Origin of the sequence: Pseudomonas sp. D4-21 (assembly GCF_051132125.1) — a bacterium.
GTDB lineage: Bacteria > Pseudomonadota > Gammaproteobacteria > Pseudomonadales > Pseudomonadaceae > Aquipseudomonas.
Genome location: NZ_CP071664.1, coordinates 5,393,223 through 5,419,391 on the forward strand (window position 1 = coordinate 5,393,223; position 26,169 = coordinate 5,419,391).

At 61.5% G+C, this 26,169-nt stretch carries 29 protein-coding genes and 2 pseudogenes; 14 read left to right on the forward strand and 17 right to left on the reverse strand.

The window, feature by feature from the left end:
• Positions 1-42: 42 nt before the first annotated feature.
• Positions 43-630, forward strand: coding sequence for a penicillin-binding protein activator LpoB (lpoB, locus tag J3Q04_RS24435; protein WP_030138155.1), 588 nt, complete (start codon positions 43-45; stop codon positions 628-630).
• Positions 631-633: 3 nt separating this feature from the next.
• A complete protein-coding gene (locus J3Q04_RS24440; protein WP_420765130.1) occupies positions 634-1,377 on the forward strand; it encodes a penicillin-binding protein activator LpoB in 744 nt (247 codons plus the stop codon).
• Positions 1,378-1,434: 57 nt separating this feature from the next.
• Here J3Q04_RS24440 and rhtB read toward each other — a convergent pair whose 3' ends face one another.
• From rhtB to J3Q04_RS24455, 3 genes are all read right to left on the reverse strand, one after another.
• On the reverse strand, positions 1,435-2,067 hold the full coding sequence (gene rhtB, locus J3Q04_RS24445; RefSeq protein ID WP_420765131.1) for a homoserine/homoserine lactone efflux protein: 633 nt from the start codon (positions 2,065-2,067) through the stop codon (positions 1,435-1,437).
• Between the two features lie 98 nt (positions 2,068-2,165).
• On the reverse strand, positions 2,166-2,747 hold the full coding sequence (locus J3Q04_RS24450) for a mechanosensitive ion channel domain-containing protein (protein WP_420765132.1): 582 nt from the start codon (positions 2,745-2,747) through the stop codon (positions 2,166-2,168).
• The gene (locus J3Q04_RS24455) at positions 2,747-4,657 is read right to left on the reverse strand and encodes an ATP-binding cassette domain-containing protein (RefSeq protein ID WP_420765133.1); all 1,911 of its coding nucleotides are present in this window, start codon (positions 4,655-4,657) and stop codon (positions 2,747-2,749) included. Before J3Q04_RS24455 ends, J3Q04_RS24450 begins: the two co-directional genes overlap by 1 nt.
• A 50-nt stretch (positions 4,658-4,707) precedes the next feature.
• Here J3Q04_RS24455 and J3Q04_RS24460 point away from each other — a divergent pair, with 50 nt between their 5' ends.
• On the forward strand, positions 4,708-5,172 hold the full coding sequence (locus J3Q04_RS24460; protein WP_434608916.1) for a TIGR02444 family protein: 465 nt from the start codon (positions 4,708-4,710) through the stop codon (positions 5,170-5,172).
• Here the strand turns inward: J3Q04_RS24460 and J3Q04_RS24465 are convergent.
• Positions 5,169-6,356 carry an AlgP family protein gene (locus J3Q04_RS24465; protein ID WP_434608913.1) on the reverse strand — a complete coding sequence of 396 codons (1,188 nt, stop codon included), beginning with the start codon at positions 6,354-6,356 and terminating at the stop codon, positions 5,169-5,171. The genes J3Q04_RS24460 and J3Q04_RS24465 overlap by 4 nt on opposite strands.
• A gap of 193 nt (positions 6,357-6,549) precedes the next feature.
• Between J3Q04_RS24465 and J3Q04_RS24470 the strand changes: the two genes are divergently transcribed.
• A complete protein-coding gene (locus J3Q04_RS24470; RefSeq protein WP_420765136.1) occupies positions 6,550-7,215 on the forward strand; it encodes an FKBP-type peptidyl-prolyl cis-trans isomerase in 666 nt (221 codons plus the stop codon).
• A 57-nt stretch (positions 7,216-7,272) separates the two neighbouring features.
• Here the strand turns inward: J3Q04_RS24470 and J3Q04_RS24475 are convergent, their stop codons facing one another.
• From J3Q04_RS24475 to J3Q04_RS24515, 9 genes and pseudogenes are all read right to left on the reverse strand, one after another.
• Positions 7,273-7,731: an Rsd/AlgQ family anti-sigma factor gene (locus J3Q04_RS24475; protein ID WP_039590209.1), complete on the reverse strand. Its 459-nt coding sequence runs from the start codon at positions 7,729-7,731 to the stop codon at positions 7,273-7,275.
• 178 nt (positions 7,732-7,909) lie between these two features.
• Complete coding sequence (locus J3Q04_RS24480) at positions 7,910-8,452, reverse strand: disulfide bond formation protein B (protein WP_434608910.1); 543 nt, start codon at positions 8,450-8,452, stop codon at positions 7,910-7,912.
• Positions 8,453-8,739: 287 nt separating this feature from the next.
• Positions 8,740-9,987 (reverse strand): heme biosynthesis protein HemY, encoded by a 1,248-nt coding sequence (locus J3Q04_RS24485; RefSeq protein ID WP_420765138.1) that lies wholly within the window; start codon positions 9,985-9,987, stop codon positions 8,740-8,742.
• Positions 9,984-11,114, reverse strand: a complete 1,131-nt coding sequence (locus J3Q04_RS24490) for a uroporphyrinogen-III C-methyltransferase (RefSeq protein WP_434611697.1) — start codon at positions 11,112-11,114, stop codon at positions 9,984-9,986. Before J3Q04_RS24490 ends, J3Q04_RS24485 begins: the two co-directional genes overlap by 4 nt.
• 84 nt (positions 11,115-11,198) lie before the next feature.
• Positions 11,199-11,897 (reverse strand): annotated as a pseudogene (locus tag J3Q04_RS24495) (uroporphyrinogen-III synthase); the annotation flags it as partial.
• Positions 11,894-12,835 carry a hydroxymethylbilane synthase gene (hemC, locus tag J3Q04_RS24500; protein ID WP_434608908.1) on the reverse strand — a complete coding sequence of 314 codons (942 nt, stop codon included), beginning with the start codon at positions 12,833-12,835 and terminating at the stop codon, positions 11,894-11,896. The pseudogene J3Q04_RS24495 and the gene hemC, both read right to left, overlap by 4 nt.
• Positions 12,836-12,962: 127 nt before the next feature.
• Positions 12,963-13,709: a LytR/AlgR family response regulator transcription factor gene (locus tag J3Q04_RS24505; RefSeq protein WP_420765140.1), complete on the reverse strand. Its 747-nt coding sequence runs from the start codon at positions 13,707-13,709 to the stop codon at positions 12,963-12,965.
• Positions 13,706-13,855 (reverse strand): annotated as a pseudogene (locus tag J3Q04_RS24510) (sensor histidine kinase); the annotation flags it as partial. The pseudogene J3Q04_RS24510 and the gene J3Q04_RS24505, both read right to left, overlap by 4 nt.
• A gap of 43 nt (positions 13,856-13,898) precedes the next feature.
• Positions 13,899-14,171, reverse strand: a complete 273-nt coding sequence (locus J3Q04_RS24515; RefSeq protein ID WP_434608905.1) for a hypothetical protein — start codon at positions 14,169-14,171, stop codon at positions 13,899-13,901.
• Between J3Q04_RS24515 and argH the strand changes: the two genes are divergently transcribed.
• Positions 14,170-15,564 (forward strand): argininosuccinate lyase, encoded by a 1,395-nt coding sequence (gene argH / locus J3Q04_RS24520; protein ID WP_434608903.1) that lies wholly within the window; start codon positions 14,170-14,172, stop codon positions 15,562-15,564. The two genes, J3Q04_RS24515 and argH, sit on opposite strands and share 2 nt — an antisense overlap.
• A 130-nt stretch (positions 15,565-15,694) precedes the next feature.
• Here the strand turns inward: argH and J3Q04_RS24525 are convergent, their stop codons facing one another.
• On the reverse strand, positions 15,695-16,354 hold the full coding sequence (locus J3Q04_RS24525; protein ID WP_434608901.1) for a glutathione S-transferase family protein: 660 nt from the start codon (positions 16,352-16,354) through the stop codon (positions 15,695-15,697).
• A 124-nt stretch (positions 16,355-16,478) separates the two neighbouring features.
• On the opposite strand from J3Q04_RS24525, the gene J3Q04_RS24530 reads away from it, so the two are divergent.
• The 3 genes from J3Q04_RS24530 (at position 16,479) to J3Q04_RS24540 (ending at position 20,182) form a co-directional block, all read left to right on the forward strand.
• Positions 16,479-16,769 (forward strand): hypothetical protein, encoded by a 291-nt coding sequence (locus J3Q04_RS24530; protein WP_420765143.1) that lies wholly within the window; start codon positions 16,479-16,481, stop codon positions 16,767-16,769.
• Between the two features lie 145 nt (positions 16,770-16,914).
• Entirely contained in the window at positions 16,915-17,160 is a 246-nt protein-coding gene (locus J3Q04_RS24535; RefSeq protein ID WP_030129110.1) for a TIGR02647 family protein, read from the forward strand.
• Positions 17,161-17,338: 178 nt separating this feature from the next.
• A complete protein-coding gene (locus J3Q04_RS24540; protein WP_434608898.1) occupies positions 17,339-20,182 on the forward strand; it encodes a class I adenylate cyclase in 2,844 nt (947 codons plus the stop codon).
• Between the two features lie 8 nt (positions 20,183-20,190).
• Here the strand turns inward: J3Q04_RS24540 and rnk are convergent, their stop codons facing one another.
• From rnk to cyaY, 3 genes are all read right to left on the reverse strand, one after another.
• On the reverse strand, positions 20,191-20,601 hold the full coding sequence (gene rnk / locus J3Q04_RS24545) for a nucleoside diphosphate kinase regulator (RefSeq protein ID WP_420765145.1): 411 nt from the start codon (positions 20,599-20,601) through the stop codon (positions 20,191-20,193).
• Positions 20,602-20,769: 168 nt separating this feature from the next.
• Positions 20,770-20,988: a DUF1289 domain-containing protein gene (locus J3Q04_RS24550; protein WP_420765146.1), complete on the reverse strand. Its 219-nt coding sequence runs from the start codon at positions 20,986-20,988 to the stop codon at positions 20,770-20,772.
• Between the two features lie 4 nt (positions 20,989-20,992).
• Positions 20,993-21,325, reverse strand: a complete 333-nt coding sequence (gene cyaY / locus J3Q04_RS24555; RefSeq protein WP_434608895.1) for an iron donor protein CyaY — start codon at positions 21,323-21,325, stop codon at positions 20,993-20,995.
• 225 nt (positions 21,326-21,550) lie between these two features.
• Between cyaY and lptM the strand changes: the two genes are divergently transcribed.
• Genes lptM through J3Q04_RS24585 form a run of 6 tightly spaced genes read left to right on the forward strand, consistent with a single transcriptional unit; the run spans position 21,551 to position 26,152 of the window.
• Positions 21,551-21,721, forward strand: a complete 171-nt coding sequence (lptM, locus tag J3Q04_RS24560) for an LPS translocon maturation chaperone LptM (protein WP_033034938.1) — start codon at positions 21,551-21,553, stop codon at positions 21,719-21,721.
• 9 nt (positions 21,722-21,730) lie between these two features.
• Positions 21,731-22,978, forward strand: coding sequence for a diaminopimelate decarboxylase (gene lysA / locus J3Q04_RS24565; protein WP_434608893.1), 1,248 nt, complete (start codon positions 21,731-21,733; stop codon positions 22,976-22,978).
• Positions 22,979-22,982: 4 nt separating this feature from the next.
• Complete coding sequence (gene dapF / locus J3Q04_RS24570; protein WP_420765149.1) at positions 22,983-23,813, forward strand: diaminopimelate epimerase; 831 nt, start codon at positions 22,983-22,985, stop codon at positions 23,811-23,813.
• A 13-nt stretch (positions 23,814-23,826) separates the two neighbouring features.
• On the forward strand, positions 23,827-24,549 hold the full coding sequence (locus J3Q04_RS24575; RefSeq protein ID WP_420765150.1) for a DUF484 family protein: 723 nt from the start codon (positions 23,827-23,829) through the stop codon (positions 24,547-24,549).
• A gap of 2 nt (positions 24,550-24,551) precedes the next feature.
• Positions 24,552-25,451 carry a tyrosine recombinase XerC gene (gene xerC / locus J3Q04_RS24580; RefSeq protein ID WP_420765177.1) on the forward strand — a complete coding sequence of 300 codons (900 nt, stop codon included), beginning with the start codon at positions 24,552-24,554 and terminating at the stop codon, positions 25,449-25,451.
• Positions 25,448-26,152, forward strand: coding sequence for an HAD family hydrolase (locus tag J3Q04_RS24585; RefSeq protein WP_420765151.1), 705 nt, complete (start codon positions 25,448-25,450; stop codon positions 26,150-26,152). The genes xerC and J3Q04_RS24585 overlap by 4 nt, the downstream gene beginning before the upstream one ends.
• Positions 26,153-26,169 lie beyond the last annotated feature (17 nt).

Below are 26,169 nucleotides of genomic sequence, written 5' to 3' on the forward strand. Positions count from 1 at the left end.
AGTGATGCCTGATCCCTTTATTCAGCTTTTGAGAGCAACCCTATGTTCCTACGCATTTCCTCCCTTGCCCTCGCCGCCCTGCTCGTCAGCGGCTGTGCGAACAATTCACCGGTCCTGGGCAACAAGAACATCAGCTATGGCGACACCAAGGCCGTGGAAACCGTCACCAACGAATTCGGCTCCACCGATCTGCAAATGATCGCCGAATCCATGACCCGCTCCCTCGCCCAGTCCGGCGTGCTGCAGGGTCGCCCAGTGGTCCAGGTCTATGACGTGAAGAACAAGACCAGCGAGTACATCGATACCCGGGAAATCACCACCAGCATCAAGACCCAACTCATGAAGACTGGCGCGGCGCGCTTCGCCAGCGACAACAACGCCATGGACAGCCAGGTCGACCAGCTGAAGTTGCAGAACCAGAGCGGCCTGTACAAAAAGAGCACCGTGGCCAAGACCGGCAACATGATCGCCGCCAAATATCGTATCGAGGGCTCCATCAGCTCGATCGTCAAGCGCAGCGAAGATTACAAGGACGTGTTCTACAAGTTCAGCCTGCAACTGATCGACGTCGAAAGCGGCCTGGCCGAATGGATGGACGAAAAAGAAATCCGCAAGACCACGGAGCGTTAAGCCATGCGTACATGGATCGCAATGATGGCCCTGGCTTGCGCATTCACTGCGCAAGCGGCCCCAAAAGTCGCGGTGACGGATCTGGCGTACCAAGAACGCGTCGAGGAATACATCCACACGGTTTCGGCCCAAAGCAACTTCCAGGCAAGCCCGTACAGCGCCAGCGCGTCGTCGAGCTACGACGAGATGGAGGCCACCAGCAGTTACATCGAGCAGGGTGAGCTGCGCAAGTTCACCGGTGATATCAAGGGCGAGATGCTGCGCAGCGGCATGTTCCAGCTGGTGCAGGGTACGCCGTATACCGCGTCGTCCAAGGGCGACGTATACGACGTAATCAAGCGTATCAAGGCGGGGAACTTCAAGGGGGCCGACTACGTGCTGTTCGGCACTGTGTCGGACATCGACTTCACCCGCGACATCAATGAACTTGGCACTGCCGACAGCTACTCGGCGGTGCTGGCCCTGACGTTGGTGGCGGATTTCAGCCTGATCAACACCAAGACCTTTGAGATCACCTCGGCCTTCACCGCCATGGGCGAAGGCCAGGACACCAAGCTACTGAACCACCGTGACGTGCGCATCAGCCTCAATCGTCCGCGGGTCGTGCGTGAAGTGTCCAAGGCGCTGGGGGAGGATGTGGCACGGCAGTTGAGCGAACAGCTCGGCGGCCCGATCCAGGAGCAAGCCGGCGAACCTGTGCAGCGCAACAATCTGCCGAGGGACACGGCGCCAGTGATCCTGCGCTGATCCTCAGTCGGGTAACTGATTTTGGGGTGAGGGGATGGCTCCCCTCACCCCATTGGTTTACACCGCAGCCTTGCGGATCGTCGCCAGCAAACCCGCCGCGCCAATGAACAATCCGGCAAAGGTCCGGTTCATCCGCCGTTGCTGCTTAGGGGTACGCAACAGGCGCAACACCTTGGACGCCAGTCCGGTGTACCCGGCCATGACAATCAGATCGACGCAAATCATCGTCACGCCAAGGATCAGGTATTGCTTGACCAAAGGTGCATGGGGATCGATGAACTGTGGCAGCACGGCGAGCATGAACACCAGGGCCTTGGGGTTGCTGATGTTGACCAGAAAGCCGCGAAACACCAGCGCCAAGGGCTTGCCGATGGGGCGCACCGCCGCGTCGTCGCTGAGGTCGCCGGGGACGGCCCGCCACTGCTTGACGCCCAGGTAGACCAGGTATGCCACGCCGAACCACTTGATTGCATAGAAGGCGGTTGCCGACGCGGTGAGGATCGCGCCCACGCCTGCCGCGACAATTGCGATTTGCAGCGCCAGGCCCAATTGCAGGCCCAAGGCGTTCCAATAACCGCGCCAGAAGCCGTATTGCAAGCCACTGGACATCGATGCAATGGCACCGGCGCCCGGCGAAAGACTGATGACCCAGCAAGCGGCGAAAAACGCCAGCCACGTTTCCAGCAACATTGCACACCTCGGCTCAGATCCATCGAAACGACTAAGCTAATGCGCCGCCGGGCCGGTGGCCATTCTTTTTTTCAGGGGTCGCCAGGGTAGGTGTCGGGTTATTCGACGAAACCGCCGACCGGAAACGCCTCGCTGCCGCGCCAGCGCCGCACCGACCGTTGGAAAAACAGGCTATTGGGCACCTGAACCATGGAACTGCCGGTGCCGAGTTCCTCGGGTTCGATCAACGTGGTGTAGAGCAGATTGATCGCCACCACCCGCCCCTTGATGCCTGGCTTGTCGGTGGCTTCCACCAGCTCGACTACATCGCCCAGGCGGAACGGGCCGACGGTGTAGATCAGGATGGCACACAGCAAATTCGACAATACGCTCCAGATGGCAAAGAACGCGACCGCCGCAACGGCAACGAACCCCGACAGCGCGGTCCAGAGCACCGTGGCCGAGACACCGAGGCGCTCCAGCGCCACCAGCACTGCGCTGCCCATGATCAACCAGCGCAGCACGCCGCGCAGGATGATCATCAGCTGGGTCGGCAATGGATAGCGCTCGCCGAGCCCCGTGAGGAAGCGCGCCACGAACCGCTGGGCAACATAACCTACCAACAGGATCAGCAGGATTTGCACACCGAGCCAGATCGGCTCGATCCACAGGACCGGTATGGGCAAGGACAACGCTTCCATCAGGACAACGCCTCCAGCTCCGCTTGCAGGTTTTCCAGCAACTCCAGGGCTTGCATCCACGCCTCCTCAAGTTCCGCTTCCCGAACCTTCAGCTTGGCCTGTTCGGCCAGCAGATCACGCAGCTCGTCCTTGCGTGCCGCCTCGTAGAGACCACTGTCCCCGAGGCTGGTTTCGATTTTTTGCAGCTTTTCATGCAGCTTGCCCAGCTCGCCTTCGAGCTTGTCGGCTTCGCGCTTGTGCGGCGCCAGTTGCTGGCGCAACGCCGCGGCGGCCTGGCGTTGGGCTTTCTTGTCGGTTTTGTCCGGGTTGACCGGCGCGCTGCTGACCGGTGCGTTGCGCTGGCGATAATCCACCAGCCAGCGCGCATAGTCTTCAAGGTCGCCGTCGAACTCTTCGACTTTACCGTCCGCGACCAGATAAAAGTTGTCCGTGGTGCTCTTGAGCAAGTGCCGGTCGTGGGAAACCACCAGCACCGCGCCGCTGAATTCCTGCAAGGCCATGGTCAGGGCCAGGCGCATCTCCAGGTCCAGGTGGTTGGTCGGTTCGTCGAGCAACAGCAGGTTCGGCCGCCCCCAGGCGATCAACGCCAGGGCCAGGCGGGCTTTTTCGCCGCCGGAGAAATTCAGAACCGGCTCGTCGATGCGCGCCCCGCGGAAATCGAAACCACCGAGGAAGTCCCTGAGTGTCTGCTCACGCTCGGTTGGCGCCAGGCGCTGCAAGTGCAGCAGCGGGCTGGCCTTGGCATCGAGGGAATCCAGCTGATGCTGGGCAAAGTAGCCGACCACGGTGTTTTCACCGCGCGTCAGGCGCCCGGCCAGGGGCTGGAGCTCACCGGAAAGGTTTTTGATCAGGGTCGATTTACCGGCGCCGTTAGGCCCCAACAGACCGATCCGCGCGCCGGGGGTCAGTTGCAACTTGACCTTCTCCAGCACGGTTTTTTCGCCATAGCCCAGTCGTGCATCCGACAGGTCAATCAACGGGCTGGAGATCTTCGACGACTCGCGGAAAACAAAATCGAATGGCGAATCGACATGGGCCGCCGACAGCTCTTCCATCCGCTCCAGGGCCTTGATCCGGCTCTGCGCCTGGCGAGCCTTGGTGGCTTGGGCCTTGAAGCGAGCGATGTAGCTTTCCATGTGCGCGCGCTGCGCCTGCTGTTTCTCATAGGCTTGCTGTTGCTGGGCCAGGCGCTCGGCGCGGGCACGCTCGAAGGCGCTGTAGCCGCCGCGATACAAGGTGAGCTTGCGCTGATCGACATGGGCCACGTGGTCCACCACGGCGTCAAGGAAATCCCGGTCGTGGGAAATCAACAACAACGTGCCCGGATAGCTCTTGAGCCAGTCTTCGAGCCAGATGATGGCGTCGAGGTCCAAGTGGTTGGTCGGTTCGTCGAGCAACAGCAAGTCCGACGGGCACATCAGGGCTTGCGCCAGGTTCAGGCGCATCCGCCAACCCCCGGAGAAATCACCGACCTGACGGTCCATCTGTTCATTGGTAAAGCCCAGCCCGGCGAGCAATTTACGAGCCCGGGCGTCGGCGGTATAACCGTCGGCGCTGTCGAGCTCCGCGTGCAGGCGAGCTTGGGCGGCGCCGTCATGGGCGGCTTCGGCTGCGGCGAGGTCGCGCTGGACCTGACGCAGGCGCAGGTCGCCATCGAGCACATAATCCACCGCCAGGCGTTCGAGGGTGTCGACCTCCTGACGCATATGGGCGATGCGCCAATCGGCGGGCAGCAAGCAATTGCCGGAGTCCGGGTGCAACTCGCCGCGCAACAAGGCGAACAGGCTCGATTTGCCGGCGCCGTTGGCACCGATGAGGCCGGCTTTGTGGCCGGCGTGCAGGGTCAGCTCGGCGTCTTCTAGCAGACGTTGCGGGCCACGCTGTAAAGTCAGGTTCTGAAGTCGAATCATAATGGCGGCGGAGTCTACCAGCTTCGCCCGCAACTGGCGCGAGTAGCACGATGTCGTCTGATCTGTGGAGCTTTTCGATCAACCTCTACGCCAAGCCTGGTGTGGAATCCGCGTGCCTGGCGCTACAGACAGGTGGCGCGAACGTGTGCCTGCTGCTCTGTGGGCTGTGGTTGGAACAACGCGGCGTGAGCTGTGATGAGCAAAAGCTGCAGCAGCTTAAGCATCTGGCCGGACCATGGGACTCGACCGTCGTGCAACCGTTGCGCAAGTTACGCACCCAATGGAAAAACCTTGCCCTTCAGGATCCAGGGCTGGGTGGCTTGCGCGAACAGGTCAAGAAACTGGAACTGGAAGCCGAACGGCTATTGCTTGAGCGGCTGGAGGCAACGGTCAAGGAATGGCCAACGGGACAATCCTTGGATTCAGCGCAGTGGCTGCAAAGGCTTGCGGCAAATGCCGGCCAAGCCAACCACGACGCGCTGCATCAGCTGCGCGTCGCGGTTTCCGGCACTTAGGAAGCGCGGGTTGGAGTGGGGCTTGGGACGGTGGCTACACTCGGGTTCAGTGCCGGTGCTGGCGTACCAACCGTTGGCGCGGGGGTCGCCGCCGGAGCTGGCGCAGCAGGTTTGGCAGCCGGAGCGGTTGCCGGTTTTGCAGCGGCTGGCTTGGCGGCGGCTGGCTTTTTCACGGCCGGCTTCGCAGCGGGCTTGGCGGCGGCAGGTTTGGCGGCAGGCTTGGTCGCGGCAGGCTTGGCGGCAGCGGTGCTCGCTGGTTTGGCTGCAGCCGGTTTAGCCGCAGGCTTAGCCGCAGCTTTGGCAGGCGCCTTGGCGGCGACTGGCTTGGCCGCGGATTTCGCAGCAGGTTTGGCAGCAGCACGTTTGGCAGCAGTGGCCTTGGTCGCAGTTGGCTTGGCAGCCGGCTTCGCAGCGGGTTTGGCGACCGCTTTCACAGCCGGTTTGGCAGCGGTGGCTTTCGTTGCCGCAGGCTTGGCGGCAGCGGTTTTCGCCGCGGGCTTGGCAGCCACTTTGGCAGCAGGCTTAGCGGCGACAGGTTTGGCAGCGGCTGCTTTTACGGCAGGCTTGGCGGCAGGCTTGGCGGCAGCTTTGGCGGCCGATTTTTTCGCAACGGGTTTCGCCGCGCTGGCAGCAACCGGTTTTTTCACGGCAGGTTTGGCCACTGGTTTGCTGGCTGCCTTCGCGCCTACCTTGGTCACCGGCTTGGCGGCCACTTTTGTTGGAGTTTTTGCCGCGACAGGTTTAGCCGCTGGCTTCTTGGCCGATACAGCGGCAGGCTTGGCCGCGCGAAGCGTCAGCGCCTTGCCTGCGGCTTCCTGGACGCGACCTACGCCTTGGGCCAGCTTCAGGCTTTCCTGGGCGTCACGCTTGAGTTGCAGGATGTAGGCGCGGGTTTCGGATTGTCGATCCTTCAGGGCATCGAGCAGGTTTTCGAGTTCCTTCACGGCATCCTTGGCCTTGGCTTGTGCCTTGGCTTTGCCAGCGGTTGCCGCGTCTTGCAGTTTGGTGCGCGACTTGTGAAGTTTTTCCTGCGCCTTGCCGCGTTGTTTTTCCAGCTTGGCGAGTAGTTTTTCAGCATCAGCCAGGGCTTGGGAGCAGGCATTTTCCAGATGCTCGAGCAAGCTGCCCGACAGTTGTTGGAGCAAGTGCAACGGAGTGTTTACAGGCTTCTTAGTGGCCGACATGGTTTACCTCCTGACTGACGTGAGTGCGGCTCATACTAGACCTCTGCTGCAACCGCCGCTAGGGCATGTTGACACTACACAAGGCGTTGCGTTGCACGGCACAAGAAATCTTCTGCGCCGGCGCCTGGGCAATTCACTTTTACTGTTTGCGGCACTGGCATAATCCCTCGAATCGAGGCCGGAGAAAGTACACATGTCGCGTCATCTTTTTTTACTTCTTTGCATGATTTTCCCAGTGGCCCAAGCCACAGAAAAACCCAACGCAAACGAAGCCCGGGAGCTGGCCTACAGTCTTGGCGCGAGCCTGGGGGAACGCCTGCGCCAAGACGTACCCGACCTGCAGATACAAGCCTTGGTCGAAGGCCTGCAACAGGCCTATCTTGGCAAGCCGCTGGCGTTGGATGATGAACGCATCGAAAGGATCCTGGCCGAACACCAGGCGCAGTTGACGGCGCAATCGGCGACGCCGCAAGACCAAGTGGCGCTGAAGACCGAGCAGAAGTTTCTCAACGAGGAAAAAGGCCGGCCAGGCGTCCAGCAATTGCCGGACGGCATCCTGTTGACCGAACTCAAGCCGGGCAGTGGCACGAAAGCCGGCCCCCACGGCAAGGTCCAAGTGTTGTATGTCGGTCGTCTGCCGGACGGCACGGTGTTCGATTCCAACCATCAGGCACAGTGGTTCAATCTTGATAGCGTGATCGATGGCTGGCGCAGTGCATTACCGCAGATGCCCGTAGGCGCGAAGTGGCGGTTGGTGATTCCTTCAGCCTTGGCCTATGGCGCCGAAGGTGCCGGAGACGTTATTCCACCTTTCACGCCCCTGGTATTTGAAATTGAACTGCTGGGCGCGACGACTTGACGCCCTGAAAAGAAAAACGGCACGCAATGCGCACCGTTTTCTGTCCCGAAGATGTTCTCAAGCCTGGACCGCAGCTTCTTCCTTGTGGGCGTTGTGCAGCACTTCGATCAGGCAGTCTTCCAGCTCGAAACGCTCGTGCAACAAGCCGCCCAGTTCCTTGAATTTTTCCGCCACGCATTTGCCTTCATCGCACAGGTCGTTGAAGGCCAGCAGCTTCTCGGTGATGACATCGATGCGCGGGTAAATCGTGTCGGCCAGTTCCAGGCCGCGCTTGTCATTGAAGGCCTTGGCCTCGCCCGTGAGTTGCTCGTAGATCTCGAAATGACCCGCGGACACATAGTCCACCAGCACACCACAGAACTCTTGCAAGGGCTTGCGGCTTTCACTCAGTGCTTCAGGCTTGTCGCCAAGAGCATCATAGGCTCGAACCAGTTCGTGACGCTCCTGCAACCAGCGGTCGATCAGCAGATGCACCCCACCCCAGCGTTCCTGAGCATTCTGACAACTTTCGAGCATGGTGATTTCTTCCCTTCTGAGTCACGCCCCTCGCCGTCTGAAACACCCGCCTGAATGATCAGGAGCAAGCCAGACACAACATGATCGAGTGGCATGATTCCAATGATACGTGCGGGCCAGATTATGCCCGCGCGACAACTGCTTCAAGGTACGCAGGAGAGAAAGTTCATACAAGTGTTTAATCCAGCGCCCGGACCAACTGCGACTTCTCGCCGCCGAGCGGCCGTACCAGGGCATCCCAGACCAGGCGCAACAGCAGGTAAGTCATCGAGACAGCAACGGCGAGGAAGAACAGCAGGCTCCATTCGGGGATGCTCAGGTCGAACAGCGTCCAGGTGACACTCGCACAGTCGGGGGCACCATTGGCGACGCGATGCGCGGCACTCCACCACGAGTCCACCTCCGGCAATTGGGCCATGCAGTCAGGCAGCAGCTCATGTGACTCGCTTTGCACCAGTACATTGCGCCAAGCCAACGCCAACCCTGCCGATGCAAAGGCAGCCCCCATCGCTGCATAGGCGATGCAGCCCTTGCGGGTTGGGCCATGCACGCACGCCACGAGGCAATTCACCAGGAAGAGCATCAGGCACAGCCGCTGCAAGATACACAGGCTGCAAGGGGACAGGCCAACCGCGTATTCCAGATAACTGGCGACGCCCATAGCCAGGGCAGCAGCGATGGAAGCCATGAGAAACAAGAAGCGTGAGCTGGCCAGAGACATGGCGGATCCGTAACAGAAGAGACAAGCTGTAACGGTAGAGGAAAGCCCCTGGGCCTTTCAAGGCAGCCCCGCGCAGACACTTCACCAGAGGTGTAGGGAATTCCCGACAGGCCAAAGAGGATTCAGCTCAGTGTGCTGTAGGACTTCGCTGAGCGCTTGGTCAGACCTCCAAAAACCGGGCCGGGATTCGCCACCGTTTGCCTCAGGATGGGCACGACGCCGTGGCGAGAGAGTGTGCTCTCCCTTCCCTGCGGTTCATACCCACCTCAAAGAGTCTTCGTCCCGCCTCAAGTTGACAGGACTTGAGGCGAAACCGGCAGCGGCGCCGCAAGCAAGCGCTCATCCAGCAACCCCAACCCCTCCTGGAACAGCTGGTTGCTTCGCTCGGCATCCCCCAACTGCGCCAGCAGCCGCGCCAACTCGGCGCAAGCTTCGGGGTTGCGCTGCATGCGCAGGCTGCTTTCCAGATAATCCCTTGCCTTGCCCCACAGGCTGTTCTGCAGGCACAGGCGCCCGAGCGTCAGGAGCAGGCTCGGATCATTCGGATGATCCTTGAGCCAGCCTTCAGCCACCTGCAGTTGCCGGCTCGAATCCGCGCCACGAACCAGGCCATACAGGCGCGCCAGGTGGCTGTCGTAGTTGCGCTTGAGCGCAGCGCGCAGCACCTCTTCCGCCTCTACCTGGGCACCCAGCTGCCGAAGCTGCTCGGCGTAGGCCAATACCAGTGCCGGTTCCTGGCGCTGGGCGGAAGTCAGTTGCTGCCACGCGCGATCAAGCGATTGCAGGCCGACACTGCCATCGGCCTCGCGGTGGGCTGCCAGGGTGAGGTTTTCGCCCCAGGCCCGGCGCTCCAGTTCTGCCAGTTCGGCGGCAGGCAGGACCTTGTCCTTGCGCAACTCGGGCAGCAACCGGATCACCGCCGGCCAATCCCCCCGCTGCTGGTGCAAGCGTTGCAGCTGACGCAAGGCCTGGGTGTTATGGGGGTAGCGTTCGTGCATGGCTTGCAGGGTAGTCAATGCACCGTCTGTGTCGCCACGGTCCATCTGCAACTGGGCGTGAGTCAGCGCGATAGCCAGCTCCGCCTGGGGCTGACGCTCCAAGGCGCGCTCCAGCAAGCTGTCGCTCTGATCGTAAAGGCCCTGCTCGTTGGCAGCGCGAGCGGCGCCGAGGTAATACAGCAACGGCTGCCGCTCGGCTTCGGCGGCACGATGCAAGTGCCGTTGGGCGCTGGCCCAGCGTCCCTCTGCCAGGTCCAACTGTCCGTGCTCGATTGCAACCTGGATTCGACGACTGCGGTTGCGCCGCGACCACGGGTTGACCACGCCGGTCGAGGTGGTCACCAGCCCAATCAGCGCGGTGACACCTCGCCACAGCAACCAAAGCACCGCGATCAATGCCAGCGTGACCCACAACCCGGCCTCGTAGCGGAAGTTCTTGTACGCCACCAACACGTAACCCGAATGCTCGGCAATCGCGACGCCCAGCACAGCGGCAACGGCGATGACCACGAACAGAATCACGTAGAGGCGCTTCATGGCGTGGCCTCCTGCTCACCTGCCTTGGGCAACGGCTTGACCGATTCTTCGGCGTTCACGTTGCGGCGTTCAAGATAGGCCTGGACGGCGCTGAGCGTGCCGGTAAGGTCTGGCGTGACCACCGTCACCGGCATCTTGCCCAGCTCAACGACTCGTTCCAGCATGATTTTGCTTTGCGGGTTGTCCTGGTTGAAATTGTCCTTGAGGACGTCACGGGCTTCGGCCAGTGCCTGGGTGTACACCGGCGCCTGGCCGTTGAGGGCGGCCCATTGCGCCTGCTCCAGGGCCAGGCTCAAGGCCAGGCGCACCTGCATCAGGCTCTGGCCGGCGAGGAGCGGACGGACATTTTCATCGGCATTGAAATCGATGCGGATGTAGCGCGAAATACGATCCCACCACTGCGACCACTGGCTGGCGCCGTCGCCATCGGCGGTCAGCCCCAGCAGGGATTCACCGCGGTCCTTGTATTCGGGAGCGATTTCCGACAACTGCAAGACCTGGTCACGCAGGGCGCCCAACTGGAGGAACAGGCCGGTGCGATCTGGCTGCTCTGTGCTGCGCAACGCAGCGAGGGTCTTGGCCAGCTGTTCGCGGGCAGCGAAGGACCCGGGATCGTTTTGCTCGCGAAGGATTTCATCGGCACCCTGCACAAGGGCCTGGGCACTGTTGATGTCTTGCAGGGCGGAAAGTCGCAGGCTGGCCAGGCGCAACAGGTGCTCGGCTTCGGCCAGGCGCCAGTCCTTGCGGCTGGAACCAAGCACGGTTTCCAGGCGCTGGTTCAGGCGCTGCTGGTCGCCTTGCAACTGGGCGACCTGACGTCGCCGCTCTTCCAGCTCTTGAGCCGCAGGCAACTGCTCCAGGCGTTCGCTCAGCCGCTGCTCGTTGAGCTTGAGATTCTGGGCCTGGTCGTTGAGTGCCTGGACCTGAGCGGCCTGCTGCTGGGTATTGGCTTGCAGGTGACGCACTTGCCAGATACCCCATCCGCCCACGGCCACGCCGGCAGCGCCCAACAATAACGCGACAATCGCAAGCCCGTTACCGCGACGCGGCGCCACCGGCACCGACGGGTCAGTCGGTGCTTCGACCGCTGGCTGATCTTGATCTTTTGGCAAGGCTGTTTCGCTCACGTATCCATCCTTTGCATTAGAAAACGGCACGGATTGTTCCCGTAAAGCCGCCAGCAAAGCCGCGGCACTGGCGCCACGACAATCCACAACTGTCCTGGCCCCGGCGGCACGCGCCATCTCGGCGACCCTGGGGCTTGGAACAAACAAGGGTAGCCGCGCCAGGGCGGGCCACGCGTCACCGGCCAGCCGGTGCAGATGCTCGAAGCTCTGCCCACTGCTGACCACCAGCGCGTTCAAGCGTTCCGCCTCGACCTTCGCTGGCAACTCGCCTTCGCCGTAGTGCGGCAAGCCGCGACGGTACAACTCCAGGTAGTCGACACTAGCACCTTGCTCTCGCAAACGCTCTGCCAGCAAACCGCGCCCACCCTCGCCACGCACGATCAAGACACGTGCGTCAGGCCGGTCGATAGCCTGGCGCAACGCCGCCAGCTCAAGCAGGGCTTCGCTGTCGTCACCGTTTTCGGGGTAAAAAACGCGGAGGCCGGCATCGGCCAGAATTTGCCCGGTCGCGGCGCCTACGCTGAACCAGGGTTGCTCTGGAAGGCGCGGCCAGTATTGACGCAGCAACTCCACGGCCAAGCGTGCCGCAGGCTTGCTGACGACGATCACCGCGCTGTACCGATCCAGAGCCTGGAACTTGTCTCGCTCGGACTCGGACAGGGGGACCGGCGTGATATCCAGCAGCGGCATGGCGCTGCTATGGATGCCCGCCTGCGCCAGAACGGCCGCCAACGCAGACGACTCGTCCGCCGGCCGGGTCAGTAGCAGCCGCCATCCCGTCACGCGTCGCCGGCCTCGCCGTAGACTTTCTTGAGAATATCGTCGGCGCCTTGGCTCAACAGGTCCTCGGCGACGCGCACGCCCAACGCCTCGGCATCGCGACGCGGCGCCCGGGCCTCGGCGGCGAGCAGTTGGCCGCCACTCGGATCGCCCACCAGGCCCCGCAACCAGACCTGCTCACCTTCAAGGACGGCGTAGCAGGCGATCGGCACCTGGCAGCCGCCGTTCAGATGCTTGTTGAGTGCCCGCTCGGCGAAGACTCGGATAGCCGTGTCTTCATGGTGCAGCGGTGCCAGCAGAGCGTGAATCTCGCTGTCGGCGCTGCGGCATTCAATGCCCACCGCCCCCTGCCCTCCGGCCGGCAGGCTGTCATCGACGCTGATGGCCGAGGTGATGCGTTCTTCGAAACCCAGACGGATCAGGCCCGCTGCGGCGAGGATGATCGCGTCGTACTCGCCCGCGTCGAGCTTGGCCAGGCGCGTGTTGACGTTGCCCCGCAGGAAGCGGATCTGCAGATCAGGGCGACGGGCCAGCAGCTGTGCCTGGCGGCGCAGGCTCGATGTGCCCACCACACTCGCGGCGGGCAGCGCGTCAAGGCTGGAAAAGTCGTTTGAGACGAATGCGTCGCGCGGATCTTCCCGTTCGCAGATGCAAAAAAGGCCCAGGCCTTCGGGGAAACCCATGGGCACGTCTTTCATTGAATGCACGGCGATATCGGCTTCATTGTCCAGCAAGGCTGTTTCCAGTTCCTTGACGAACAAGCCCTTGCCACCGATTTTCGAGAGTGGCGAGTCCAGCAGCTTGTCGCCGCGACTGACCATGGGCACCAGCGTCACGACCAGCCCCGGATGGGCCGTTTCGAGGCGGGCTTTGACGTATTCGGCCTGCCAAAGGGCCAAGGCGCTTTTACGGGTGGCGATGCGGATCTCGCGAGGGGACATGGATCAATCCGTACTTAAAAGATACGGCAGATAATAACAGCTCAGCCAAAACCGCTTTGACTTGAATCACGACGTCGCGGCCTCCCTGGCCGCCAATCCTGGAAACGGAACGCTCGAGGACGTCGCGCTAGAGCTGCTGCATCATCTTGCGCACGCCGGCGACATGCCGCCGACTGACGATCAGCGCATCGCCATTCAATCCCTTCAGGTACAGCTGGAAATGCCCCAGCGGCGTACGCTGCAAGCGCTCGATACGTTCGCGGGCCACCAGGGCGTTGCGGTGGATACGCACGAACCGCTCGCCGAACTCATCCTCGAGAGCCTTGAGCGGCTCGTCCAGCAACACTTCACCGCTTTCGTGACGCAAGGTCACGTACTTGTGGTCGGCTATGAAATAAACCACTTGGTTCAAGGGGATCAATTCGATGCCCTTGCGGGTCCGCGCGCTGATGTGGCTGCGTGGGCCACTGCCACTCTCGGCGGCCGGGCGGGTGAGCGCCGCCAACTGCGTGCGGTTCGGCCGCTCGGCCTTGCGCAACGCCTCCTCCAGCGCCTGGATGGACACTGGCTTGAGCAGATAGCCCACGGCACCGGTCTGCAATACCTCGGGAGGAAACTCGTCACGCGTGGTGCAAAACACCACCGCCGGAGGTGACTCGCGCTCGCAGAGCTTCGCCGCGACCTGCAAGCCGTCGAGACCCGGCATGCGAATGTCGAGCAGCACGATATCCGGCTTGTGGCTGTCGATTAGGGCCAATGCCTCTTCGCCATTGGTGGCGCTCGGCTCCAGGACACTGTAACCCTCGAGTTCACGGAGCAATCGGCTCAGGTCCTCGCGGGCCAGTGGTTCGTCGTCAACGATCAGGACATTCATATAGCGCTGGATTCCTGCGTGAGTCTCGCACAAGGATAGCGTAGACAGGGGAAGTGACATCCGTCACCGCGATCCACGCTAAGACTCGTCCGAGGGCCAAAAAGTGCCGCGAGGCGGTTGTCGATCTTTACCAGCGCTTGCCCACCGATGCTCGAGGCCTGTTGTCGCACAGCGTCGCCACAGGGTTTGTTAAGACTCGATCTGACCAATATGAGCACCCCCCTTTAATGGTGCGTCCGATGCGTCCAGGATGAAAAAGCAAAGACCTACCGTCCACTGTAGACGGTTGCCACGACGATATTGCTCAATCGAAAAATATCCTTGTGCAAAAAACCCATGCAATGGTTGACCCGCACGGTAAAAAACCTGCCGAGCAGTGCCAGCGCCAGCCCCGGCAACCCTGTTATCATCCGGGCCAGCGTTAACCGTTATCTTTTTCCAGCCGATCACGAGCGAATTCATGAGCACTGACAAGACCAATCAGTCCTGGGGCGGCCGCTTCAGTGAACCCGTCGACGCTTTCGTCGCCCGCTTCACCGCCTCCGTCAACTTCGACCAGCGCCTGTATCGCCACGACATCATGGGCTCGATTGCCCACGCCACCATGCTGGCCAAGGTCGGCGTGCTGACCGATGCCGAGCGCGACAGCATCATCGATGGCCTGAAGACCATCCAGGGCGAGATCGAGGCAGGCCAATTCGACTGGCGCGTTGACCTCGAAGACGTGCACATGAACATCGAAGCGCGCCTGACCGATCGCATTGGCGTGACCGGCAAGAAACTGCACACCGGCCGCAGCCGCAACGACCAGGTCGCCACCGATATCCGCTTGTGGCTGCGCGATGAGATCGACCTGATCCTGGCCGAAATCACCCGCTTGCAAAAAGGTCTGCTGGAACAAGCCGAGCGCGAGGCCGAGAGCATCATGCCGGGCTTCACGCACCTGCAGACCGCCCAACCTGTAACGTTTGGGCATCACATGCTGGCCTGGTTCGAAATGCTCAGCCGTGACTACGAGCGCCTGGTGGATTGCCGCAAGCGCACCAACCGCATGCCCCTGGGCAGCGCCGCGCTGGCCGGCACCACCTACCCGATCGACCGTGAATACACCGCCCAGTTGCTGGGCTTCGACACCGTCGGTGGCAATTCGCTGGATAATGTCTCGGACCGCGATTTCGCCATCGAATTCTGCGCCGCCGCGAGCATTGCCATGATGCACTTGTCGCGCTTCTCCGAAGAGCTGGTGCTCTGGACCAGCGCGCAGTTCCAGTTCATCGATTTGCCCGACCGTTTCTGCACCGGCAGCTCGATCATGCCGCAAAAGAAAAACCCCGACGTACCGGAACTGGTACGCGGCAAGAGCGGCCGGGTGTTCGGCGCATTGATGGGCCTGCTGACCCTGATGAAAGGCCAACCGCTGGCCTACAACAAGGACAACCAGGAAGACAAGGAGCCGCTGTTCGACGCTGCCGACACCCTGCGTGATTCGCTGCGGGCGTTCGCCGACATGATCCCAGCCATCAAGCCCAAGCATGCGGTCATGCGCGAAGCGGCCCTGCGCGGCTTCTCCACCGCCACTGACCTGGCCGATTACCTGGTGCGCCGTGGCCTGCCGTTCCGGGACTGCCATGAAATCGTCGGCCATGCCGTGAAGTATGGCGTAGACAGCGGCAAGGACCTGGCAGAGATGAGCCTGGACGAACTGCGCCAGTTCAGCGACCAGATCGAGCAAGACGTGTTCGCCGTGCTGACCTTGGAAGGTTCGGTCAATGCACGTGATCACATTGGCGGCACCGCACCGGCGCAGGTCAAGGCCGCCGTGATGCGTGGCCAGGCGCTGATTGCCAGCCGCTAAAAAGCCAAAAGCATCGCGAGCAGGCTCGCTCCCACATTTGATCTGCGCAGGCTCACACAATATGTGTTCACTGAAGATCTAACCGTGGAGCGAGCCTGCTCGCGATGGCGATCTGCAAGGCGCTAGAATTTCATTTCCTGGCAGCGATCTTCGCCAAAAACGCGGGCATCTCAGCATCCCGATCCGCCGCGATCCGCTGCACGTGCGGATTCTGCTCCAACAACTCCATCAAGCTCCTGGCTGCCGGCATGTCCGCCAACAGATCGATGTCGAAGACTTTCCTGCCCACCTGCAAAACCAACGAAAGGCTGTAGTAGAAATACAGGTCCGCGATGCTGAACGTCTCTCCCGCCACATAAGGCGAAAACTTGCCGTGCCGGCTGAGCGAAGCGAACCCCAACAGCAATTCACCTCTGGCCTTTTCCTTGATCGCATCGGGCACCGACATGCCGAAAAACGCTTCCGGATAACAGGCGCGCCCCGGCAGCTCGATGTACAGCTCGATTTCCCGGCACAAGGCCAATACCTGGGCTCGCCCGAACGGGTCCGTTGGCAGCAAGGCCTTGCCTGGCTGGGTTTGCTCGATGTACTCAAGGATCACGCTGGTCTCGTTGATGAAACCCTGCTCGGTCTTCAGCACCGGAACCTTGCCGCGCGGGCTGATGGCCAGCGCTTCCGGAGTCTGGGCGCCAAAGAACTGGACTTCTTCGAAGGGCACTCCCTTCTCCAGGAGAGCCAGCTTGACCATGTTGTAATAATTGCTGACAGAAAAACCATAAAGCTTGAGCATTCCATAGCCTCCAGGCCGTGCGGGGTTGGCAGCCTTGGGTTATAGACCGCCGGCGTGTTTCGCGCCAGGCGCATCACGCCGCTGAATACAGGTAAACTGGCGCCTTTTCCTAGAGGAGGCTGCCATGAGCGAGCCCATCGACAACGGCAACGACATTGACGAAGAAGAGTTCGTCGAGAATACGCTGATCCAGGCCATCGAGAATCAGATCGAAAGCGACAATCCACCAGCGGCCAAGGCCACGTTCAACAAGCTGACCCTGGTGGGTTATGAGCGTGAAGAAATTCTCAACCTGATGGCCCACGTACTGGCGGTGGAAATCGACGCGATCCTCGAAGAAGACCGTCCGTTCAATACCGAGTGGTACGAAGCTGCATTGCGCGCCCTGCCCGAGTTGCCGCCGGAAAAAAACTAAGCTGTTCTTGTGGCGAGGTAGCTGGCTCCCTCGCCATGAAAAAGTTCCCGGACAAAAAACCATGACTCTGACACTGGACAGCTCGCCCAAGTGCGCTCACCTTAGTGACGCTGTCGTCCAAATTCCTAGAAAGTCTGGAGTCCTTATGTCGCTTACCCCTGAGCTGGTTGCCGAACTGGAAATCCTTGCACTCTTCAACCTGGACAGTTCCCAGGAAGGCCTGAAAATTCATCAGACCGCTGCCCCCAAAGCCATCGCCGCTGCCCAACGCCTGTTTGACAAAGAACTCATCACCCAACCCGATGGCGGTTACCTGACCAGCCTGGGCCGTGATGCCGCACAGAATGTGCAAACGGTTCTGACGATTCTTAGCGTCCAAGAAACCGCCTGATTTTCCGCCTCGCCCACGGGAATCCCTCTGCTCGGGATTTCCGCAGGCGCGTGGCGCCTCCGTAAAAATACTTGGCTCGACCGCGTTTTCCAGCTCAAGAATTCCAGGAACCGGGCGCTATCCTGCCATCACCTGTTTTTTTCCCCACGTTCGACGCCGCGATCCGGTTTGAGCTGACATGACCCGCAACCATGAAATACGCCCCGATCTGGACGAGGGAATCGACCGCAAGGTCCTGAGCCAGCTGCGCGCGCGTTTCCTCAAGCTCAACAGCGGCCGAATGGAGCGCGCCCTCGAAGGGCTGTCGACCCGCCAGCAGGGCGTGTTGACGCTGCTTCCGCTGTTTTTTCATGTCAACCATCCCTTGTTGCCCGGTTATGTCTCGGGCAGCACACCGGCCGGGCTGTCCAATTACGAACCCGACACCGACGTCCTCGCCGAGGCTCAGCGGCTGACTCGCTCGTTCTCGTACAAACCTCGCCACGGCAGCAACCCACCGCGGCCCATCCTCGGCCTGTTCCTGATGGGCAGTCTCGGCACCTTGGCCCAGGCCGATCAGAGCGACATGGACGTTTGGGTGTGCCATGGCCCGGACCTGAGCGACGACGAACTGGCCGAACTGCGAAAGAAATGCCAGTTGCTGGAAACCTGGGCGGCCACCCAGGGCGCCGAAGCGCACTTCTTCCTCATCGACCCGCAGCGATTCGTCCGCGGCGAACGGGACAATCAGCTCAGCTCCGACGACTGTGGAACCACCCAGCATTATCTGTTGCTGGATGAGTTCTATCGCACCGCGATCTGGCTGGCCGGGCGTACGCCAATCTGGTGGCTGGTGCCGGTCTACGAAGAGGAAAACTACCAGCAGTACACCCATACGCTGATCTCCAAGCGTTTCATTCGTGCGGACGAGACTCTGGACTTGGGTCACCTGGCCTACATCCCGCCGGGAGAATTCATCGGCGCCGGGCTCTGGCAGTTATTCAAGGGAATCGAATCGCCCTACAAGTCGGTGCTCAAGCTACTGCTGACCGAGGTCTACGCCAGCGAACATCCGGATGTCCGCTGCCTGAGCCTGCGTTTCAAGCAGGCGGTGTTCGCCAATCACCTGGATCTGGATGAGCTGGATCCGTACATGGTCGTTTATCGCCGCCTCGAGGAATACCTGATCGCCCGCGGCGAGCCGGAACGTCTGGAACTGATCCGGCGCGCCCTGTACCTGAAGGTCAATCGCAAGCTCACCGGCCATGCTCGCAGTAGCGGCTGGCAGCGCAACCTGCTGGAGCGCCTGGCCCGGGATTGGGGCTGGGACCAACGTCAACTGGCGCTGCTGGACAGCCGCAGCCAGTGGAAGGTGCGCCAAGTCAGCAACGAGCGGCGGGCCCTGGTCAACGAGCTGACCTACAGCTATCGCTTCCTGACCCAGTTCGCCCGCACCGAGAAAACCGTCAGCCTGATCAACAAGCGCGACCTCAATGTTCTCGGTCGCCGGCTGTACGCGGCCTTCGAGCGCAAGGCCGACAAGGTCGAGTTCATCAATCCCGGGATTGCCCCGGACCTGGCGGAAGACACCCTGACCCTGGTCCAGTCGCCGAACAAGAAAGAGCCCGGGCAAAACCAATGGGGTTTGTACAACGGCAGCCTGAACGCGCTGGAATGGGAAAATTTCGCCCCCATCAAACGCAGCCGCGAGCTGCTTGAATTACTCACCTGGTGCCATCGCAACGGTGTGATCGACAGCAGCACGCGTCTGGCGCTGCACCCCGGCGAAAGCGACCTGAGCGAGTTTGAACTGTTCAACCTGTTGGGCAGTTTGCAGCAAGCCATCGCTTTGCCCCTGGCCACGGTCGACGAAGAACAGTTGCTCCACGCCAGCGTGCCCAGTGAAGTGTTGATTCTGGTAAACGTGGGCGTCGACCCACTCAAGCATCACCGCGACCTGAACATCCTGATGACCACCGAGCGCACCGATTCCCTGAGCTACGCCGGGGTTCGGGAAAACCTGGTGCTGACCCTCGACCAGGTCACGCTCAATAGCTGGAATGAAGTGCTGGTCAACCGCTTCGACGGCGAACATGCCCTGCTCGATTGCTTGCGCGACTACCTCAACGCCTTGCCTGCGATACAACGCCAGCCGCGCTTGCAGGTCCGGTGCTTCTGTCACAACCGCGCGCAATTCATCGCACGCCGGGTCGAAGAAGTCATCGAGACCACCCAGACCCTGCTATTGAGCAAGCTCAATTACCGTTATCTGCTGCAAGTCCAGCAGCACTACCACGTATTGGAATTGGTGCCGGGCCAGGTCAGCCACGTGGCGCTGGGCAGCCTGTCGGCATTGATGGATTACCTGGGGGAAGAGCTGACGGCCTATAGTCCGCTGCACCTGGATTCAATGGCGCTGGAAGATCACGATGTGGCGCTGATCCTGCCCATGGGCCAACCCGAGTGCATCCAGGTGTTCTACCGGGTCTATGAGGACGAAGCCGAGCTGTACGTGCTCGATGAGCTCAACGCCTTGTGGCAGCAGCGCTTGCCTTATCACGACGAACAGAGCCTGCTGGTACCGCTGCAGCGGTTCCTGCAATCGGTGCTGTACCGCCGCGATGCGTTGCTACCGATGGACGCTGCCCAGCCGGTCACGCTGGAAATGCTCTATTACCAGCTCCTGCCTTCAGGGAACGGGCGGGCCCGGAGGGTCGAATCACGACAGGCGCCGCAGACGCCGGTCAACAAACCGTTCTATGACGTACAAGCAATCATCGGCAAAGCGGCGCACGGACAAGTGCACGTCACCCTGTATTGCGATCAGCGGGAATTTTCGGAACTGGAGCATGGCGACCAATTGTTTCATGTGGTCGCCAGGGAAATTGTCGGGCAGCGCCGCGACGCCGAACGCTATCGTTGCTACATCACCGACCTGGACCTCTCGGGCCTGGTGGGTGACGGCGCCAGCCCAAGTATCCTGTTCCTGCGCTACAAAGCCGACCTGGAACGGGCACTGAACGAGGCGCTGAACCAGGTCTGAGGCGGGCTTCAGAATGCGCAGTCGCCACCGTTGACCGGCTGCGACTCGACCTCCAGCAATGTCAGCTTCAAGGTCTTGCCGCCCGGCGCCGGCCAGTCGATGTGCTGGCCGACTTTCAAGCCCAGCAAGGCGCTGCCCACCGGCGCCAGGATCGAAATCTTGCCCTCGTCGGCGTTGGCATCCTTGGGGTAGACCAGCGTCAGGTGATAATCCTTGCCGCTGCTTTCCTCGCGACAGTGCACCCGCGAGTTCATGGTTACGACATCGGCAGGCACTTCATCGTGACCCACCAGGTTCTCGGCGCGATCCAGTTCGGTTTGCAAGGCGATCACGCCGGGAAGCGTTTCATCCAGGCTGTCGATCAAACGCTCCAGACGCTGCACGTCCAAGCGAGTAAGGGTGATGGAAGGTGCGGTCATGATTCAGGCAGACTCCTTTCTTCTGCACGAAAAAAGCAAAACCCCGCCACATAAAGACGGGGTTTTCACGCGCCTCGATGAGTTGAGGCGTTGCTGGACACTACCACAGCTCAAAAAATATACAACCCAAGGGCTCTCGCCACAAAAGCGCTCTCGCCAATCCAGCGATTAAACCAGCGACTTGCGCTTGAGCGCCTCGGCGCAAATCAACCGCCGACGCTCATCATCAGCCGAGCGCCATTCGCGTATGTCCTCCACATGCCGGAAACAACCCAGGCAGACCTTGCGTTCATCGAGCTTGCACACACTGGTGCACGGCGACGGCACGGCCGGGCTGACATTGCTGTAGAGCGGCTTGGGCGGCCGCGCCGGGACGGTCTGGCTCACGGAATCACAAACCTTCGAAATCGAATTCGACGCCAGCCTGCTGCTTGACGATGCGCTCGAGCATCTCGCCCAGTTGCTCTTCGCTCTTGTCACACATCCAGCGCTCACTTTCCTCGTCGTAGTCGAAGTGGAAACCACCGGACACCGCCGCCAGCCACAACTGCCGCAACGGCTCCTGGCGGCTGAAAATCAGCTGGCTGCCATTTTCGAACTTGACGGTCAGTACGCCGGCGGAGATTTCCAGGTCGATGTCCAGGTCGCTCTCGTCGAAGATATCCTCCAGCTTTTCCTGGGTTTCATCGACCAGATCGTGGAAACGGGCTTCAGTCAAACTCATTGCGACAACCTCAAAATGTCTGATCATGCTCAAGCGCCGCAAGATACGGACGCGCCCGGCTGAATGCAAAGGATAACGACCAAGGGCCCGTGGGTGCTGAACATTGTCCATCGAATGAACGCCCCTGGAGCCCAAGGCCCGCCGGACGGGCGCCCCGTTGCATAGGCAAGCTGTCGGGTGGCCGGTATACTCCGGCGCAATTAACGCATTTTCAAGGATTTCGCCATGAAGCGCCTGATCTCTTCCCTTGCTGCGCTCGTCGCGGTTGCCTGCCTTGTGACAGCCTGTGGTCAAAAAGGTCCGCTGTACCTGCCTGATGACAGCAAGTCCCCTGAAGAGCAGGCCAAGTCGTCGCAATCCAAGTCCCACTCGCACGACACCCAGACCACTTACTAAGGGACCGCCATGGACGCTTTTAACTACCGTGGCGGGGAGCTGTTCGCGGAAGGGGTTGCCCTGTCCGCGATCGCCGAACGTTTCGGCACGCCGACCTACGTCTATTCCCGGGCCCACATCGAAGCCCAGTACCGGACGTTCGCCGATGCCCTCGAAGGCATGCCGCACCTGGTGTGCTTCGCTGTAAAAGCGAACTCGAACCTGGGGGTGCTCAACGTCCTGGCGCGCCTGGGCGCAGGCTTCGACATCGTGTCCGGTGGCGAGCTGGAGCGCGTGCTGGCCGCGGGCGGCAATGCCGACAAAATCGTGTTCTCCGGCGTCGGCAAGACCCGCGAAGACATGCGTCGCGCCCTGGAAGTCGGCGTGCACTGCTTCAACATCGAATCCACTGACGAACTGGAGCGCCTGCAAGTCGTCGCCGCCGAACTGGGTGTTCGTGCGCCGGTTTCCCTACGCGTGAACCCGGACGTCGACGCCGGCACCCACCCGTACATTTCCACGGGCCTTAAGGAAAACAAGTTCGGCATCGCCATTGCCGACGCCGAGGACGTGTACGTACGCGCCGCCCAACTGCCGAACCTGGAAGTGCTGGGCGTCGATTGCCACATCGGCTCGCAACTGACCACCCTGGAACCGTTCATTGACGCCCTCGACCGCCTGCTGGCGCTTGTCGATCGCCTCGGCGATTGCGGCATCTACCTGCGTCACATCGACCTGGGCGGCGGTGTCGGCGTGCGCTATCGCGATGAAGAGCCACCGCTGGTGGCCGACTACATCAAGACCGTGCGCGAGCGCCTCGAAGGCCGTGACCTGGCGCTGATGTTCGAGCCCGGCCGCTACATCGTCGCTAACGCCGGCGTGCTGTTGACCCAGGTCGAGTACCTCAAGCACACCGAGCACAAGGATTTCGCCATCGTCGACGCGGCGATGAATGACCTGATCCGCCCGGCGCTGTACCAGGCCTGGATGGACGTCACAGCCGTGCGCCCTCGCGATACCGCGGCCCGCCCCTACGACATCGTCGGGCCGATCTGCGAAACCGGCGACTTCCTTGCCAAGGGCCGGGAGTTGGCGCTGGAAGAAGGCGATCTGCTGGCCGTTCATTCGGCGGGCGCCTACGGGTTTGTCATGAGTTCCAACTACAACACCCGCGGCCGCTGCGCCGAGGTGCTGGTGGACGGTGATCAGGCATTCGAAGTACGCCGCCGCGAGACGGTAGCCGAACTGTTTGCCGGCGAAAGCCTGCTGCCGGAGTAAAACCATGCTGCTGCGTTTTACCAAGATGCACGGCCTGGGCAATGACTTCATGGTCCTCGACCTGGTCAGCCAGCACGCGCATATCCTGCCCAAGCACGCCAAACAATGGGGCGACCGGCACACCGGCATCGGTTTCGACCAATTGCTGATCGTCGAGGCACCAAACAACCCGGACGTGGATTTCCGCTACCGGATCTTCAATGCCGACGGTTCGGAAGTGGAGCAGTGCGGCAACGGCGCGCGCTGTTTCGCCCGTTTCGTGCTGGACAAGCGCCTGACCGCCAAGCGGCAGATTCGCGTCGAGACCAAAAGCGGCATCATCGAACTGGATGTGCGCAGTGACGGCCAGATCGGCGTCAACATGGGCGCCCCGCGCCTGGTGCCGGCGGATATCCCATTCCAAGCGCCAGCCCAAGCCCTGAGCTATACCGTGGACGTCGACGGCACCGCGGTGGAACTGGCGGCGATCTCCATGGGCAACCCCCATGCCGTACTGCGCGTGGACGACATCAACAGCGCTGCCGTACACGACCTGGGACCAAAGATCGAAAACCATCCGCGCTTCCCGGCGCGCGTCAACGTCGGCTTTTTGCAGGTCATCGATCGCCACCGCGCCCAACTGCGTGTATGGGAACGTGGCGCCGGTGAAACCCAGGCATGCGGCACGGGCGCCTGCGCCGCCGCCGTCGCCGCGATCAGCCAGGGGTGGATGGATTCGCCGCTGCTGATCGACCTGCCCGGCGGGCGTCTGTCCATCGAATGGGCAGGTCCAGGCCAACCGGTGATGATGACCGGCCCGGCCGTACGTGTATACGAAGGACAAGTTCGTCTTTGAGTGAGCCAAACCCATGACCGACAAGCCAAAGGTTCCAGCCCCGCAGCCCGACGAATCCTCGAGCCCCTCAGACGCCGCGGCCGTGGCCGCCTACCTGGAGGCGCATCCGGACTTCTTCGTCGAGCATGAAGACCTGCTTGCAACGATGCGGATCCCCCACCGGCGCGGCGATACCGTGTCGCTGGTCGAGCACCAGATGAAGATCCTGCGTGAGCGCAACATCGAAATGCGCCATCGCCTCTCGCACCTGATGGACGTCGCCCGGGACAACGACCGGCTCTTCGACAAGACCCGTCGGCTGATCCTCGCGCTGATGGACGCCAGTACTCTTGAAGACCTGGTAATGAGCGTCGAAGACAGCCTGCGCCAGGATTTCCAGGTGCCCTTTGTCAGCCTGATCCTGTTTGGCGACAACGCGATGCCGGTGGGCCGCTGGGTCACCCACGCGGACGCGCAGACGGCCATTGGCGGGCTGCTTACCGAAAACAAAAGCGTCAGTGGCAGCCTGCGCGAACATGAGCTGGATTTCCTGTTTGGCGAAGAACAGCGCAAGCAGATCGGCTCCACCGCCGTTGTCGCCATCGCCCACCAAGGCGTGCATGGCGTGCTGGCCATCGCCAGTCGCGATCCGCAGCACTACAAGAGCTCGGTGGGTACGCTGTTCCTGAGCTATATCGCCGAAGTGACCGGCCGTGTGCTGCCACGGGTTGCCGGTTCGCTGCGTTCGGTACGCTGATGATGGAGCGGCAACTGGACGCCTACTGCGAACACCTGCGCAGTGAGCGCCAGGTGTCCCCTCACACCCTGTCGGCCTACCGTCGTGACCTCGAAAAGGTGCGGGGCTGGTGCCAGAAGCAAAACATCGACAACTGGTCGGCCCTCGATATCCAGCGCCTGCGCAGCCTCGTTGCTCGCCTGCATCAGCAAGGGCAATCCTCCCGCAGCCTGGCGCGACTGTTGTCGGCGGTGCGCGGCCTGTATCAATACCTCAATCGCGAGGGCCTGTGCGATCACGATCCAGCCACAGGCCTGGCACCCCCAAAGGGCGAACGCCGGTTGCCGAAGACCCTCGACACCGACCGTGCCTTGCAATTGCTCGATGGCGCCGTCGAGGATGATTTCATGGCGCGACGGGACCAGGCGATCCTCGAACTCTTCTACTCCTCAGGCCTGCGGCTTTCCGAGCTGACGGGGCTGAACCTGGACCAATTGGACTTGGCCGACGGCCTGGTTCAGGTACTCGGTAAAGGCAGCAAGACCCGCTTGCTGCCTATCGGCCGCAAGGCCCGCGAAGCCCTGGAGCTTTGGTTGCCACTACGAGCGCTGACCAACCCCGTCGATGACGCGGTCTTCGTCAGCCTGCAAGGCCGACGCCTGGGCCCACGTACCATCCAGCTGCGGGTCAAGGCCGCCGGCGAACGGGAGCTCGGTCAGAACCTGCACCCGCACATGCTCCGGCATTCGTTCGCCAGTCATCTGCTGGAATCTTCCCAGGACCTGCGTGCCGTCCAGGAACTGCTTGGCCACTCGGACATCAAGACGACCCAGATCTATACCCATCTGGATTTCCAGCACCTGGCGACGGTCTATGACAGTGCCCACCCCAGGGCCAAACGCATCAAGGGCGACGAATCATGACCATCGAGCTCATCACCTTCGACCTGGACGACACGCTGTGGGACACCGCGCCGGTGATCGCCAGCGCCGAAGCCGTACTACGTCAATGGCTGACCGACAACGCACCCGACCTAGGCGATTTTCCCGTGGAGCGCTTGTGGGCGATCCGCGCCCAAGTGCTCAGCGAAGAACCGAACCTCAAGCACCGCATCAGTGCGTTGCGCAGGCGCGTGCTGTTCCGGGCGCTGCAAGATGCCGGCTACGACCAGTGGCGAGCCTCTGAGTTGGCGGACCAAGGATTCGAAGCATTCCTGCATGCCCGTCATCAACTGGAGATCTTTCCAGACGTACAGCCGACCCTGGAAATCCTCGCCAATCATTTCGCACTTGGCGTCGTCACCAACGGCAACGCCGACGTGCGACGCCTGGGGCTGGCGGATTATTTCAAGTTTGCCCTGTGCGCCGAGGACATTGGCATCGCCAAGCCTGACGCAAGACTGTTCGAGGAAGCCTTGCAGCGCGGCGGTGCCACGGCACAGACCGCCGTGCATGTAGGCGATCACCCGGGCGACGACATCGCCGGCGCCCAGCAGGCCGGCCTGCGTGCGGTGTGGTTCAACCCGATGGGCAAGGCCTGGGATGCCGATCACGCACCGGATGCGGAGATTCGCAGCCTGACCGAACTGCCAGGGTTATTGGCGGCGTGGCATAGCCAACCCTGAACCTTGTGGGAGCGAGC

Excerpts from the sequence above, each read along its gene's own strand:
- lpoB (WP_030138155.1), top strand. The coding sequence starts at position 43 with ATGTTCCTACGCATTTCCTCCCTTGCCCTCGCCGCCCTGCTCGTCAGC.
- J3Q04_RS24440 (WP_420765130.1), top strand. The coding sequence starts at position 634 with ATGCGTACATGGATCGCAATGATGGCCCTGGCTTGCGCATTCACTGCG.
- rhtB (WP_420765131.1), bottom strand. The coding sequence starts at position 2,067 with ATGTTGCTGGAAACGTGGCTGGCGTTTTTCGCCGCTTGCTGGGTCATC.
- J3Q04_RS24450 (WP_420765132.1), bottom strand. The coding sequence starts at position 2,747 with ATGGAAGCGTTGTCCTTGCCCATACCGGTCCTGTGGATCGAGCCGATC.
- J3Q04_RS24455 (WP_420765133.1), bottom strand. The coding sequence starts at position 4,657 with ATGATTCGACTTCAGAACCTGACTTTACAGCGTGGCCCGCAACGTCTG.
- J3Q04_RS24460 (WP_434608916.1), top strand. The coding sequence starts at position 4,708 with ATGTCGTCTGATCTGTGGAGCTTTTCGATCAACCTCTACGCCAAGCCT.
- J3Q04_RS24465 (WP_434608913.1), bottom strand. The coding sequence starts at position 6,356 with ATGTCGGCCACTAAGAAGCCTGTAAACACTCCGTTGCACTTGCTCCAA.
- J3Q04_RS24470 (WP_420765136.1), top strand. The coding sequence starts at position 6,550 with ATGTCGCGTCATCTTTTTTTACTTCTTTGCATGATTTTCCCAGTGGCC.
- J3Q04_RS24475 (WP_039590209.1), bottom strand. The coding sequence starts at position 7,731 with ATGCTCGAAAGTTGTCAGAATGCTCAGGAACGCTGGGGTGGGGTGCAT.
- J3Q04_RS24480 (WP_434608910.1), bottom strand. The coding sequence starts at position 8,452 with ATGTCTCTGGCCAGCTCACGCTTCTTGTTTCTCATGGCTTCCATCGCT.
- J3Q04_RS24485 (WP_420765138.1), bottom strand. The coding sequence starts at position 9,987 with ATGAAGCGCCTCTACGTGATTCTGTTCGTGGTCATCGCCGTTGCCGCT.
- hemC (WP_434608908.1), bottom strand. The coding sequence starts at position 12,835 with ATGTCCCCTCGCGAGATCCGCATCGCCACCCGTAAAAGCGCCTTGGCC.
- J3Q04_RS24505 (WP_420765140.1), bottom strand. The coding sequence starts at position 13,709 with ATGAATGTCCTGATCGTTGACGACGAACCACTGGCCCGCGAGGACCTG.
- argH (WP_434608903.1), top strand. The coding sequence starts at position 14,170 with ATGAGCACTGACAAGACCAATCAGTCCTGGGGCGGCCGCTTCAGTGAA.
- J3Q04_RS24515 (WP_434608905.1), bottom strand. The coding sequence starts at position 14,171 with ATGAATTCGCTCGTGATCGGCTGGAAAAAGATAACGGTTAACGCTGGC.
- J3Q04_RS24525 (WP_434608901.1), bottom strand. The coding sequence starts at position 16,354 with ATGCTCAAGCTTTATGGTTTTTCTGTCAGCAATTATTACAACATGGTC.
- J3Q04_RS24530 (WP_420765143.1), top strand. The coding sequence starts at position 16,479 with ATGAGCGAGCCCATCGACAACGGCAACGACATTGACGAAGAAGAGTTC.
- J3Q04_RS24535 (WP_030129110.1), top strand. The coding sequence starts at position 16,915 with ATGTCGCTTACCCCTGAGCTGGTTGCCGAACTGGAAATCCTTGCACTC.
- J3Q04_RS24540 (WP_434608898.1), top strand. The coding sequence starts at position 17,339 with ATGACCCGCAACCATGAAATACGCCCCGATCTGGACGAGGGAATCGAC.
- rnk (WP_420765145.1), bottom strand. The coding sequence starts at position 20,601 with ATGACCGCACCTTCCATCACCCTTACTCGCTTGGACGTGCAGCGTCTG.
- cyaY (WP_434608895.1), bottom strand. The coding sequence starts at position 21,325 with ATGAGTTTGACTGAAGCCCGTTTCCACGATCTGGTCGATGAAACCCAG.
- lptM (WP_033034938.1), top strand. The coding sequence starts at position 21,551 with ATGAAGCGCCTGATCTCTTCCCTTGCTGCGCTCGTCGCGGTTGCCTGC.
- lysA (WP_434608893.1), top strand. The coding sequence starts at position 21,731 with ATGGACGCTTTTAACTACCGTGGCGGGGAGCTGTTCGCGGAAGGGGTT.
- dapF (WP_420765149.1), top strand. The coding sequence starts at position 22,983 with ATGCTGCTGCGTTTTACCAAGATGCACGGCCTGGGCAATGACTTCATG.
- J3Q04_RS24575 (WP_420765150.1), top strand. The coding sequence starts at position 23,827 with ATGACCGACAAGCCAAAGGTTCCAGCCCCGCAGCCCGACGAATCCTCG.
- xerC (WP_420765177.1), top strand. The coding sequence starts at position 24,552 with ATGGAGCGGCAACTGGACGCCTACTGCGAACACCTGCGCAGTGAGCGC.
- J3Q04_RS24585 (WP_420765151.1), top strand. The coding sequence starts at position 25,448 with ATGACCATCGAGCTCATCACCTTCGACCTGGACGACACGCTGTGGGAC.